This window comes from Rhizobium herbae (genome assembly GCF_019511375.1).
In the GTDB taxonomy this organism is placed as follows: Bacteria; Pseudomonadota; Alphaproteobacteria; order Rhizobiales; family Rhizobiaceae; genus Pararhizobium; species Pararhizobium herbae_A.
Map to the genome: position 1 here is coordinate 49,041 of NZ_JAEUAO010000006.1, position 12,621 is coordinate 61,661.

9 protein-coding genes are annotated in these 12,621 nt (G+C 58.6%); 6 read left to right on the forward strand and 3 right to left on the reverse strand.

Annotation, left to right across the window (positions count from 1 at the left end; translation table 11 throughout):
- Nucleotides 1-464: 464 nt before the first annotated feature.
- Complete coding sequence (locus JNB71_RS21035) at nt 465-1,388, reverse strand: glycosyltransferase (RefSeq protein ID WP_220373740.1); 924 nt, start codon at nt 1,386-1,388, stop codon at nt 465-467.
- Nucleotides 1,389-1,858: 470 nt separating this feature from the next.
- On the opposite strand from JNB71_RS21035, the gene JNB71_RS21040 reads away from it, so the two are divergent.
- From JNB71_RS21040 to wecB, 3 genes are all read left to right on the forward strand, one after another.
- Nucleotides 1,859-3,421, forward strand: coding sequence for a lipopolysaccharide biosynthesis protein (locus JNB71_RS21040; RefSeq protein WP_220373943.1), 1,563 nt, complete (start codon nt 1,859-1,861; stop codon nt 3,419-3,421).
- Nucleotides 3,422-3,488: 67 nt separating this feature from the next.
- Entirely contained in the window at nt 3,489-4,277 is a 789-nt protein-coding gene (locus tag JNB71_RS21045; RefSeq protein ID WP_220373741.1) for a CpsD/CapB family tyrosine-protein kinase, read from the forward strand.
- Nucleotides 4,278-4,353: 76 nt separating this feature from the next.
- A complete protein-coding gene (wecB, locus tag JNB71_RS21050; protein ID WP_220373742.1) occupies nt 4,354-5,526 on the forward strand; it encodes a non-hydrolyzing UDP-N-acetylglucosamine 2-epimerase in 1,173 nt (390 codons plus the stop codon).
- Between the two features lie 134 nt (nt 5,527-5,660).
- Here wecB and JNB71_RS24660 read toward each other — a convergent pair whose 3' ends face one another.
- Both JNB71_RS24660 and JNB71_RS21060 read right to left on the reverse strand, forming a co-directional pair.
- A complete protein-coding gene (locus JNB71_RS24660) occupies nt 5,661-7,373 on the reverse strand; it encodes a calcium-binding protein (protein ID WP_220373743.1) in 1,713 nt (570 codons plus the stop codon).
- 525 nt (nt 7,374-7,898) lie between these two features.
- The gene (locus JNB71_RS21060; RefSeq protein ID WP_223215941.1) at nt 7,899-8,870 is read right to left on the reverse strand and encodes a glycosyltransferase; all 972 of its coding nucleotides are present in this window, start codon (nt 8,868-8,870) and stop codon (nt 7,899-7,901) included.
- 342 nt (nt 8,871-9,212) lie between these two features.
- On the opposite strand from JNB71_RS21060, the gene JNB71_RS21065 reads away from it, so the two are divergent.
- From JNB71_RS21065 to wecC, 3 genes are read left to right on the forward strand one after another with little or no spacing between them, the layout of a single operon-like run.
- Nucleotides 9,213-10,496 carry a hypothetical protein gene (locus tag JNB71_RS21065; protein ID WP_223215942.1) on the forward strand — a complete coding sequence of 428 codons (1,284 nt, stop codon included), beginning with the start codon at nt 9,213-9,215 and terminating at the stop codon, nt 10,494-10,496.
- Nucleotides 10,497-10,548: 52 nt separating this feature from the next.
- A complete protein-coding gene (locus tag JNB71_RS21070) occupies nt 10,549-11,328 on the forward strand; it encodes a WecB/TagA/CpsF family glycosyltransferase (protein WP_223215943.1) in 780 nt (259 codons plus the stop codon).
- On the forward strand, nt 11,321-12,577 hold the full coding sequence (gene wecC, locus JNB71_RS21075) for a UDP-N-acetyl-D-mannosamine dehydrogenase (RefSeq protein WP_220373745.1): 1,257 nt from the start codon (nt 11,321-11,323) through the stop codon (nt 12,575-12,577). The genes JNB71_RS21070 and wecC overlap by 8 nt, the downstream gene beginning before the upstream one ends.
- The last annotated feature ends 44 nt before the right edge of the window (nt 12,578-12,621 follow it).

Consider the following 12,621-nt stretch of genomic DNA (forward strand, 5'->3'; position numbering starts at 1 on the left):
ATGAATTTTTTAAGAACAGTCAGGCTGATCCAACACAAGAGATGAAGAATGAGGTTGTGCCTGAGACAATGATTTCCGTTCTCTTATTTTGTCCTTTGAACGGGAAATCCCTCTATTAATTAGATATTAATCATATTGGAAAGAAACTCAATAAATCTAATGTAAACAATTGGATGTAGGTCGCGCTTTGACGAGGCGATAAGCTCGAACCGAACTTGGCAAAGTTCAAAGGAAGGGGGGATTTTTGCCGATCAGGCGCTGCGACTGCCTTGTTCGAATGGAGGCATCGCGCCAAGGTTGTTGCCGACCAGTTCGCCCTTCACGGCAGACAGCGCCGCGCGTCTTATCAGACGCGTAAAGGTCGCTGTAATACTTTGAATGCTGCATGTTTTTCGTCCTCAAATCGGCTACGATTTAAGGAACCATGCAGTAGGCAAACCAAAGAGGGCCGGTGAAAACGGAAATCAGGACCGTTCGCGGTTCCAACTTTCGACGAACCGGCTTGAACCGCCGCGTAGCGCCAGATCGAACATTCGGCGTCCGCGGTGAAGCCGAATGCGGGTCAGGCAAGCCATCGCGAGCAGGCGATTTCTGAGGCCCGAGACACGATCCGTCCTCAGGATTTTTATGCTTTCGGCCAGGGGCGAAGCAACCACGACCGCGCAGCCGACCAGCCATCGCAACATCGCCGTGCGGCGGCCGGCGACCTTCCCATATTCATGTGCCACGTGCCGGTCCCATCTTCGGGCCAGTTCCGCAAAGGATTTGCAAGATGGCGTGAGCACCCGCGCCTCAGGCAGAAAGGCGATCCGATAGCCCAGCCTCGTTGCTCGCTGGCCCCACTCGGTGTCCTCCATCGTCGCAATTCCGCCGAAGGGCCCAACGGACTGAAAAACCCGGGCTCGTACCGCCATGTTGCCGGTTGCCGCAAAACCATAGCGTTCCACGTAAACACGCGCTCGGTAGCTATAAATGTTCTCATAGGATTCGATTGCGCTCGGGTACGCGGGGTTGTCGAGCAGGACCCCAATATCGCCGCCGACGAGGTCGATGTCGGGGTTCCTCGCCATGTACCCGACAATTGCTCGCACCCAGCCCGGTTGCGCAATGCAATCAGAATCGATGAACGCAAGTATCTCAGCCCGGGCGAGAGAGGCGCCCAAATTGCGCGCAGGGCCTGGACCGGGAAGAGTTTCGCGCTCCAAGCGCAGATTTTGGATATGAGAACACGCAGCCTCAGGCATTTCGGTTGAACCATTGTCGACGACGATGATCTCGAACGGGATGCCGTCCGCGTGCTGCGCATTCAAGGAAAGAAGGCAGCGACGCAGATCGTCGGGCTCGTTGAGGTGCGGAATGATCACGCTGAGCTGCAAGGGACCGTCCATCAAATCTTCCCGCCGGGTTCAAGCAGAATAGGCGGCACAGGCACGCCTCCGCGATTGCGGATGCCCTCATCAGACCATGAACGGGCCGGGCGTAGGAAGACGCGCCCCCCCCCGCCTTGAGGCGCAGGGCGGCTGAACGCCTGGGTGCAAAACGGGGGACCGCTCCGCGCCAAGTACGCCTTCTGGGGGAGGACATGTGCCCACCGATCTGCATCTTGTCGGCGCTACGGCTGCGCGTTTGCAAGCGCGTCGATGCATCGAGGGCAAGGCGGACAACCGGCTAAAGCCAATTTGCCACGCCCGGATAATGCCTAAGGCATCGGGTGAGTTGCCATGTCCGAAAGTACTACATGCGCGGACGGCGCCCCCCTTCCCACCTCATATTGACTATCTATTCCGCAACCGCGAACCGCCGAACAATGATTTCCATCACGACGCCAATCTGGTTCCGGGAGTTGAGTGTCTGCGCAATGGGCAACATAGATATACGCGACATACGTTTCTACCGTTCGATCCTGCTACAGAGGATGCCTTATGTGTTGGCGATTGCCGCCACTGTATTTGTATCTGCAGTATCGGTGGCGTTGCTTCTCTCGCCCGTATACCGTGCAAGCGCCAAAATTCTGGCGGAGTCTCCGCAAATTCCGGCTGAACTGGCTCGCTCAACAGTTCCGATAGGCGCAGTCGCGCAGTTACAGATCCTTCAACAACAGATCACCACGCGCGCCGACTTAATTGCCCTTGCGCAGAAGCTGCATGTCTATGACGACAGCGAGACGCAAGCTGACGCAGACGATATCGTCAAAGACATGCGGGCTCGTATCGCGTTCGAGCAACTGCAGCTTGACCCACAAGGTGACGGTGCATCGATCTTCAGCGTATCCTTCCAGGCCAACGAGCCGGATCTCGCCGCAAACGGTGCCAACGAACTTGCTGCGATGATCCTGGGCAGAAATCAGCGTCAACGCACCGACCGTGCAGGAAGCACCCTGCAATTCTTCAACCGGGAGGTCTCGAGACTGGGCGTCGAATTGAACCGGCTCGAGGCAGATATCCTCAAGTTCAAGACCGAGCATAAGGACACTCTGCCGGACAGCCTCGAATTTCACCGCAGCCAGCAAAGCAGTCTCCAGGACAGGCTGATCTCTCTGGAACGCGAAGAATCCGATCTTCGCACCAGGCGGAGCAGCCTTGTCGCCACGTACGCCACTTCTGGGCAGCTTGCCGGCGTCGTTTCGCTCACGCCGGAACAGCAAATGCTCGCGGAGCTGAACAGGGCGTTGTCCGAGCAACTGCTGATTTTCTCGGAAGCTAGTCCAAACATTTCAGCGCTTCGCCTTCGGATCGCGTCCCTGCAGAACAGTCTGCTGGCCATCAAGCCAGAAGGCACGAAGAAGGCGGGAGCGGCCGCCATGCAGGGCACGCCCTTTGGGCTTAACCTGCAGCTTTCGGAAATCGACAAGCGTCTTCAAGCCGTGGCAGCAGAGAAGGTATCTGTCGCCCGGCGCATCGAAGAGCTGACCCAGGCGATCAGTGGCACGCCGGCAAGCGAGACCGTCCTGAATTCGCTTCAGCGGAACCGGGAAAACATACAGACACAATATAACGCCGCTATCGCACGGCGCGCAGAAGCGTTGACCGGGGAGCAGATAGAGATGCGTTCTGACGGCGAGCGCTTCTCGGTTCTCGAAGCAGCGACGCCGCCCAGCCAGCCGATCCGCCCTCAACGGAAGCGGCTGGTGGGCTTGGCCTCCGTTGCCGGGATCGGACTGGGACTGGCCTTCGTCGTTTTACTCGAAGTGCTCAACAAAACGGTTCGCAGACCGGTGGACTTGGAGCGCCTGCTTCAATCTCCGCCGTTGGCCACGATCCCAAACATCAGTTCCCCGGGCGAGTTTCCGTCATCCAGACTGAGGCGCCGCATCGCGGCAATGATCGCCGCCGGAGTGATACCGATCTCCTTCATCGTCGCCGACCCTGTCTCGATGCAGTCACCTTCAACCGGCCGGGAAACCATCGCCGAGCAGATATGAGTCCAATGCATATTTTCAGTATCGCCCAACACGAACTGTATTTGTCATCAGGATCAGAGTTGAAAACATGAAGCACGTTCCGCCATCACTGCAGGAGACCCGGCGCTTTCACAGCACGGACCGGCTGACAGAGCAGGCAATTCAGGCCTGCACGCGGCTCGGACGCGAAATCGCCTGGGAAAACTTGTCGCCGCTTGATCTCGACCAGGAGAGAGCACTTCAAAACCGCATCGTCACCATAGACCGTTCTGACCCCGCGCATGCCCCGTTCGATATGTTGCGGACTCGGGTGCTGCAGGATCTGCGGCAGAACAACTGGACTTCCGTCGCGATCACATCGCCGACACCCTCCTGCGGAAAATCGCTTGTCGCGCTCAATCTGGCGTTCAGCCTTGCCCATCAGGAAGATTGCCGGACACTGCTGATCGATCTCAATCTGAAACATCCCGCAATCGGCGCGATGCTTGGCGTGAGAGCGCCAGCGTCGATGGAGGAGTTTTTGAGAGGCCACGCTGCGACCCACAACCTTTTCATGCGGCACGGCGATAATCTGGCGATCGGCACAAACCACCAGCCCGTACAGTTTTCAGCGGAACTGCTGCAATCCCAGGACGCGGCAAGAATCCTGCAGGATCTGCAAGCGAAGCTGGAACCGGATGTGATCCTGTTCGACATGCCCGCAGTGCTCGCAAGTGACGATGTTACGGCTTTCATGCCCAATGTGGATTGCGCGATCCTGGTTGCGGCAGCCGATAGCAGCACCTTCGACGAAGTGGACGAATGCGAGCGGTATCTGGCGGAACGCACCAAGGTGCTTGGCGCCGTTTTGAACAGGTGCAGGTACACCGACCGGTGACCGGCGCATTCGTGTCGATGACTCTGAAGATCTCTCTTTCCGAAGCGCTATGAACACAGACTATGAGGAGATGGCGATGCGCAAGATATTGATCGTCTATGGCACCCGCCCGGAGGCGGTCAAGATGGCGCCACTGATCGGCGAACTTGCTCGTTCGAGCCATTGCAGGCCAATCGTCGCAGTTACAGGTCAACATCGCGAAATGCTTGATCAGGTCAACCGGCTGTTCGACATCCAGCCTAGCCATGATCTCAATATCCTGACGCAGTCGCAAAGCCTCGAAAACGTCACGACGCGCGTTTTGATTGGAGTTTCCAACGTCATTGAGACGGAAGCACCCGACGCTCTTCTGGTCCAGGGCGACACGACAAGTTGCTTTGCCGCTGCATTGGCCGCGTTCTACCGCAAAATCCCGTTGATCCACCTCGAGGCGGGCCTGAGGACCGGCGATCGCCACAACCCCTTCCCGGAGGAAATCAACCGGCGCCTCACAACCCAACTCGCGGCGCTGCACCTGGCGCCGACCCGGACATCGAAGCAAAATCTGCTGAATGACGGTGTCGCCGAGCGCGATATCGTCGTTACGGGCAACACTGTCATCGATGCGCTGCTGCAGGTGTCGGGCCGAAACAGTTCGAGTGGAAATCCCGACCTAGACCGGATCAGGGGTAGAAAGAGCGTTCTGATAACCGCTCATCGGCGCGAATCCTGGGGGGAACCGATGGCGCAGTCCGCTCGCGCCATCGCGCGGCTGGCGCGGATATTTCCGGAGATTGTCTTTCTCCTTCCAGCCCATCTCAATCCGGCCGTGCGCGACGTGCTGCTTCCTCCACTTGCGGGGCTTGAAAATGTGGTGATTACACAACCGCTCGATTATGGAGACTTCGTCAAGGCCATGCGCGACTGCACGATCGTGCTCACCGATAGCGGTGGCGTCCAGGAAGAAGCCCCCAGCTTCGGCAAGCCGGTCCTGGTCATGCGTGACACAACCGAACGGCCGGAGGCCGTTGCAGCCGGCACGGTCCGGCTCGTCGGTACGAGCGAGGATCGGATCGTTGCGGAGGTGACAAGACTTTTGACGGATCGACGTGCTTACCAGAAGATGGCGCGCTCCATAAACCCTTACGGTGACGGACAAGCCGCGATGCGCTCGGTTCAGGCTATCGAGCATTTCTTTGGATTGGCAGACCGACCGGCCGAGTTTGGACCGACTACAGAACCGACGCCTACACGGGTGGTCGCGGCCTGAGACAATCGAGAGCGAGGCGACGTCCCAAACAATCCGGATGTTTTGAACGCCAAAGGCGACCGGAGGGTCGCCTTTGGTTTATCGCGGTTCATGACAGGCAGGAATCTGCGGCCGCATCAAGCGGCCGCATCACGTCACAGAAGGAAATAGCCCTTCGACAACGACACTGCATCATCAAGATGAACGGCGAAATCGGCATTCCTGTCACCATTGGTGTCACCATATACATAGGTGTCCGACGCCTGCTTGACGTAACGCAGTTCGCCGGCCTTGCCAGTGAAGGCAGCAGTACCGAGGTAGGTGAAAGCTTGATCGCCGGACGCAGCCGTATTGGCATCGATGTCCGCAAGATCAATCCTGTCGCCGCCGGTGCCCGAGAAGTCGAAGATCGAATCTCGGCCCGTCAGGGCAGACGTGCTCTCGCTCGCCGCGTTGAAGACGAAGGTATCGGCGCCTGAGCCGCCCACCAGATCATCCGCGCCGAGACCACCATAAAGCACGTCGTTGCCGCCGCTGCCCTTGAGGACATCATTGCCGGCGCCGCCCGAAAGCAAATTGGCGCCTGCGTCGCCATAGAGCTTGTCGGCAAAGCTGGAACCGGACAGCTGCTCGATCGAAACATAGGTGTCGCCCATGGCGTCGCCGGTGTTGTACGCGGCATTGGCAAGGCTTGCCGTAACGCCAGCCTCGGCACCGATGTAGGAGGCGGTATCCGCGCCTGCTGCGCCGTCGAGCTTGTCGGCACCACTGCTGCCGTTCAGGACGTTGTTTCCGGTGTTGCCCTGCAGGGTGTCGCCGAAGCTGGAGCCGAGCACTTTTTCGATGCTGGTGAACTTGTCGCCAGTTGAATCGCCGCCGGAAGCGGTGTCCGCTCCAAGATTGACCTTCACGGCAGCCTTCGATCCGGAATAGCTTGCGGTGTCGGTGCCTTCGCCACCATCAAGAACGTCCGCACCCGCGCCACCCTTGAGCAGATCATCGCCGCCGAGCCCCTTGTAGGTCTCGCTGCCCGCATTGGATTTTCCGGTGACCGGCAAGACGTCATCACCTGCGGTACCCGTGTAGACGGTTGAAGTGCCGGTATCCGTTCCAGTGTCGGTGCCAGTGTCCGTACCCGTGTCAGTACCGGTGTCCGGCAAGGTGTTCAGGTCGGTATTCCCGTACATCACCGGGTTGTTGCCATAGAGCGCGAAATCACCCCATTGACCATCGCCGACCTGGTTGTTGATGATTTTGATCGAGGAATCATCAACGGGGCCGCCCCCAAAAGTGTCATCGAGGTAGACGGTGTATCCACCGCCGGCCAGACGATTGTTTTCAACCGTGATGTTCGACAAACCTCCAGCCCAGTTGTCGAGCATCACCGCCGACGTCTGGCCGTGATCGACAACGATGGTGTTGTGGACGATGTCGATGTCGTGACCGGCATTGACCTCGACACCATCGTAGTGGGCCTCGGCGGTGCCAAGGAAGTTATGGATGTAGTTGTCGCGGAAGTCCGTAGGGCCGCTGACAGTGATGCCGTTTTCAACGCCGTAGATGTCGTTGCCAATAAACGTGCCGTGACCGTAGATGCCGTTCTGGCTGAGGCCCTTGCCATTGATTTCACTGTTCTGCAGCGTGAAGCCGGTCGCATCGTCCATGACCCGGATCGCCGTCCATGCGCCGGTGGATGTCAGCTTGACATTGCTCAGCGTGACGTTCTTGGCGTCGATGACGATATCGCCGGTAATGTCCATGTTGCTGATGACGGCGTTGTCTTCGGTGATGTGAAGCGTGCCGTTATACTTGGTCAGCGTCGCCCCGGACGTGACGCCTGTGTTGGTTGCATCGGGAAAATCTGCCACTGTTGTTATAGCCTTTCTCCTCAGCCCTTAACCCCGTTTCAAGATGGTCTTACTGCTAGGCCGCCTACCTCTTTTTTGGTAAGCCGAACCTATAAAACGGAGACCTATTGCAACTTCCAAAGTTGTGCAATGCAGTAGGAAGGGGCTCACAAAAGCCGAAAATCGGCGCCTTACAATCGCCGTAATAAATTGAATTAGACATTGCTACTATGAAATAATTGGTTAATTTCTGGCGGCTCCCGAAAAAATAAAGTTTTCAAACTTTTTAAATAATCATACAAAAGCGCAACCTGCGGTCTCACTACCTCGCTGAAACTATTTGGAAAAAAAATTCAAACTCCGCGCGATCGCCTCGCCGGTCAAATTAGCCATCTTTTTTTCTGAAAAAATTTTCTCGGCAACCTAAAAGTACAAGAACGCGCCGCTCAACCGCATTTTGGCGGTTTTTCCACACACAGGGACGGTGAAAGAGGCGAAAGGGCGGGTGATTCGAGGAAGTCGGAGCTTACAAACAGGGGATTTGGTTTATTGAACACCGCTAGGCTGTTTGAGGTCGCCGTGGAGACCATCGCTCAAGCCGACCGCGGCCCTGAATGCCGAGCGATGCCCCAATCCGACTGCCAGGCGCATCCCCTCCCCGACGATGACGCCGAGCCGAAACAGTGCCGACGCTGCGGCATTGTGGTGCCGCCGGTAATATTTGATGCGGTTGACCGTCATGAGAGCAGTGAGGAAGGGGCTGCTGTGATAGTCGCCGCCAATGTGGACCGCCAAGGCCTGCGGAACATACAAAACCTCGAGGTCTGCTGCCCGAACGCGGCGAAGATAATCAACCTCCTCGCTATACAGAAAGAAGCTCTCATCCCATTCGCCGACCTTTTCGCGAGCTTCGGCAGACACCAACAGGATGGCGCCGGTTGCCCATTCGATCGGGCCTCCCTCGCGGTAGACGGCAGCACCATCGACAATTTCGCCAAGCCCCAATCGGGCAGCGAGCGTGCCTCCCAGCAGCGCCTCCGACCATGCGGTAACCAAAGAGGGCTCGCGGCGGATCGACCTCGAAATGCCGCCGTCCTCTCCACGGACCTGCGGCACCGCCACTCCGGTTGAATGAAGACCTGCGTACAGGCTGGCTATGCAGCCACGCTGCAGGCGAATGTCCGGATTGAGAACGAGCAGATCGGCAGACGGATCGATGGTCGCCGTCGCGGCATTGATGGCGGCGGCATAGCCGGCGTTGCGACCCGTTTGAATAATTCTGGCGCCGATCGGGTGGGCAAGGGCGAGATCGACGGAGTGATCGTGCGAGTCGTTGTCGACGACAATCACTTCATATTGCTCGACGCCTTCGAGCCCCGCATTCAGACTATCCAGCAAACCGGATAACACAGAAGCGCTGTTGTAGGTGACCGTGACGACAGCAAGTCTGCGCGCAACCAGGGCCGCGGCTGCGGTGCTGCCTGTCTTAGGTTCTTGTTGTCTCGTTGAAGCGTCCATCTTGCGCTCTCGCATCCACCGGCACCCTGCATCGCACTTCCGCAATCCTTGTAGAAAAAGCGCCCGGGCCGGAAGACGGTCGAGAGGCGTAGCTGAAGACCCGTTCGGATTGAATGCTAATCCGGAATGCTAAACGGCATCCAAACCGGGTAAGCCGATCGATGTATTCCAATACCATTGGCGGCATGCCGATGCCGGTTCGGTAAGCCTTTGAGTGCGCTGGAATATCTGCGGGGATTTTCTAGCATGTCGTCGACGCGTCGATTTTTCGCGTCTTTGGATGCGCCCGCTTTCGCCTTGGTGAACGGCCATCTCCTCTAAACGCGAGTGCGAGGGGTTTTCATGCCAATTAATTTTCAGCATTCATTGACTGCGAGAACACAAAGCGCTCCATCGGAAAACAGCAGTCACAGCAGCCCTGCACCCGAACGGCGCCGCATCGGCACGCTCGACAGGCTGGAAGCCATTGAATTGACGTCGCGTGAGGGGCAGGCCCAGATCGTTCAATTGCTGGGCATCGCATTGCGAGGCCTGCCGCGCATGCATAACGACGGAGCATTCGGCCACACGTTGCGCGCGGTCAAAGACGGATCGCACTCGTCGGAACGGCTCGAAGGCGACAGTCTTCGCTATACGGCTATCGTTGCCCTCGGCCTGTCTTACGCGGACGAGGGAATTCAAAAGCAGATACTGAACGGCAGCACGGCATCCGAACTGGCCCATGCATCCGCCGCACGCGCCGAAACATCTTCCGACACTGGCGCTGTGGCGTTGGCCGCCTGGGCTGCCGCGGAGGCAGGGCGATTTCATGCAGCCCCACTCTTTCGCAGGCTTCGTCTGCTCCTTGCCTCCGATGCCCCCATAGCGACGGTTCACTGTGCATGGACACTGACGGCCGCGCTGGCGGCAGAACGATTCGGCGACACGCAGGATCTGACCGCGTTTGCCGCAAAACGGCTGATGTCGGGATTATCCCCGGCGGGGCTGTTTCCTCACATGCTCCCCGCGTCGGTAAGCGGACGCTTGCGGGGCCATATCGGTTGCTTTGCCGATCAGGTCTACCCGATACAGGCACTGTCTCGTCTTCATGTGGCTCGCGGCGATGTCTCGGCACTGTCGGCGGCCCAGGCGTGCGCGGAAAGGATTTGCGCCTTGCAGGGTGCCGCCGGGCAATGGTGGTGGCACTATGATACGCGCGACGGAAGCGTGGTCGAAGGCTACCCCGTCTATAGCGTCCACCAGCACGCGATGGCGCCGATGGCATTGCTCGACCTCAGGGAGGCCGGAGGTTTCGACCACTCCGGGGCGATTGCCAAAGGTCTGCGGTGGCTCGATAGGCATCCTGAGGTCGCGGTACCGCTCGTTGTTCCCGAAAAGGGCGTGATCTGGCGTAAAGTGGCGCGCCGCGAACCTCGCAAGGCGGTGCGGGCAATTTCTGCGGTCACGACCGCATTGGTACCCGGCCTGCACATGCCGGCCCTTGATGTGCTTTTCCCACCCAATCAAGTGGATTTTGAATGCCGACCCTATGAATTGGGCTGGCTGCTATACGCGTGGCTCTCGGGCGAAGTGGTCTCCAGGCTGGCCCCCGGCTCGGCACAGGCCACGCCTGCCAAGGAGAACTGAGATGCAGGCGCAACGTCAGCTTTTGTTCGGCATGTACATGGACGCCATGCGTATGGACGAGGTGATCGAGCACTGCCGTACGGCGCTCATCACCAGGCGGCCGATCCTTCTTGGAGTTCTCAACGCAGCCAAGGTCGTGGAGTTGCGCAGAAACGCTGCGCTGCGTGAATCGCTGATGGAGTGCGATCTTTTGCTGGCGGATGGCCAATCCATCGTTTGGGCAAGCAAGTTGCTTGGCCGGCCGCTGCCCGAACGTGTCGCAGGGATCGACATATTCAGTCGACTTCTGCTCCTTGCCCACAAGGAAGGACGTTCCGTCGCATTTTTGGGGGCAAAGCCAGACATTCTCGCGGAGATGCTAAGAGTCGTGGCACGGCGCTTTCCCGGTCTGAAAATCGCCTACAGCCATCACGGATATTATGAGGCCGCTGAAGCGGGGCAGATCGCAGCCGGCATCAGGGAGTCCGGCGCCGATATGCTCTTCCTTGGAATGACGTCGCCGAAGAAGGAGATATTTCTAGGCTCCTACGGCGCCTCCCTCGGCGTTCCGGTGATGCACGGCGTGGGTGGTTCCTTCGATATCATGGCGGGCCTGACAAAAAGGGCGCCGATTGCCTGGCAGAAGTGCGGCATGGAATGGGCATACAGGCTGCTACAGGAACCCCGGCGGCTCTGGTGGCGCTATCTCAAGACCAATACGAGCTTCGCCCAGCTCACCGCCCGTGAAATGTTCCATCCCGATCATCCCTTCCGGGCTGGGGCAGACCATCGTGTAACATCCGGCAGTCCGATGCTCCCGGACGCCCAACTTCGGAGCATTGCCGATGACTGACGTGTTCAAGGGCCGCTTGGCCATATTGGGAATGGGATATATCGGCCTACCCACCGCCGTTGCCATCGCAACGCGCGGCATCGATGTGATAGGGGTCGACGTCAATCCGGCGGCCGTCGCGGCGGTGAGACGCGGCGAAGTTCCCTTCGTCGAGCCGGATCTCGCCGTGGGCGTCAGCGGCGCTGTTGCGATGGGTCGATTGACCGCCACAACCGAAACACCGGAAGCAGACGCTTTCATCATCGCGGTGCCAACGCCGTTCAACGAGGACCGAACCGCCGACTTGTCCTATGTCAAAGCCGCCGCCGAGCAGATCGCTCCCATGCTGCGATCGGGAAACATCGTGGTGCTGGAGTCCACGTCCCCGCCCGGTACCACCCAAAAGGTGTGCGATTGGATCGGCGCCCTTCGACCGGATCTCAAAATGCCGCGTGACGGCGAAACCGGTGCAGACATATATGTCGCCCATTGCCCGGAGCGTGTTCTTCCCGGCCGCATCATGATCGAGATCATCACCAATGACCGCGTCGTCGGTGGTTTAACGCCGAGATGCGCCGAAAAGGCGGCGTCCATCTATCGCCTGTTCGCTCAAGGCGAAATCCTGCTGACCGATGCGGCAAGCGCCGAAATGGCCAAGCTGGTTGAAAACGCCTATCGCGATGTCAACCTGGCTTTCGCCAATGAGATTTCCCTGATCAGCGAATCTCTTCATATCGACGTCTGGGAAGTGATCCGCTTGGCCAACCGGCATCCGCGCGTCAACATTCTCAACCCGGGACCAGGCGTCGGCGGCCATTGCATTCCGGTTGATCCGTGGTTCATCGTTTCCGCCGCGCCGCAACTCTCGCGCCTGATCCGCACGGCGCGCGAGGTCAACGACCATCGACCGCACCATGTCGCCGCCCAGGTCGTCGAGAAGGCGAAACGGTTCCGTTCACCGACGGTGGCGTGCCTGGGGCTGACCTTCAAGGCAAATGTCGACGATGTTCGGGAAAGCCCAGCGATTGAAGTCGTAGGGCTCATCGCCAAAGCGCTGCCGGAGGTGGATATCTTCGTCTCGGACCCGTATGTCAGCGTCATGCCGAGGCAGCTGTCGGAATACGGCAATCTCCGTCTGGAGGGTGCCCATCAGGCAGTCGAGCGCGCCGACATTGTCGTCCTTCTTGTCGAACATGAGCCGTTCAAGGCGATGAGGCATACACGCCTTGGCGGCAAAGTTATCTACGACACGCGTGGTGCGTGGCACTGACAAATGCTAATCTTTCCAGTCTGATGATGGCTGAAAGGGGCGTC

Bases quoted from the DNA above. Each gene is read 5' to 3' on its own strand.
- JNB71_RS21035 (WP_220373740.1), bottom strand. From the start codon at position 1,388: ATGGACGGTCCCTTGCAGCTCAGCGTGATCATTCCGCACCTCAACGAG.
- JNB71_RS21040 (WP_220373943.1), top strand. From the start codon at position 1,859: ATGGGCAACATAGATATACGCGACATACGTTTCTACCGTTCGATCCTG.
- JNB71_RS21045 (WP_220373741.1), top strand. From the start codon at position 3,489: ATGAAGCACGTTCCGCCATCACTGCAGGAGACCCGGCGCTTTCACAGC.
- wecB (WP_220373742.1), top strand. From the start codon at position 4,354: ATGCGCAAGATATTGATCGTCTATGGCACCCGCCCGGAGGCGGTCAAG.
- JNB71_RS21060 (WP_223215941.1), bottom strand. From the start codon at position 8,870: ATGGACGCTTCAACGAGACAACAAGAACCTAAGACAGGCAGCACCGCA.
- JNB71_RS21065 (WP_223215942.1), top strand. From the start codon at position 9,213: ATGCCAATTAATTTTCAGCATTCATTGACTGCGAGAACACAAAGCGCT.
- JNB71_RS21070 (WP_223215943.1), top strand. From the start codon at position 10,549: ATGGACGAGGTGATCGAGCACTGCCGTACGGCGCTCATCACCAGGCGG.
- wecC (WP_220373745.1), top strand. From the start codon at position 11,321: ATGACTGACGTGTTCAAGGGCCGCTTGGCCATATTGGGAATGGGATAT.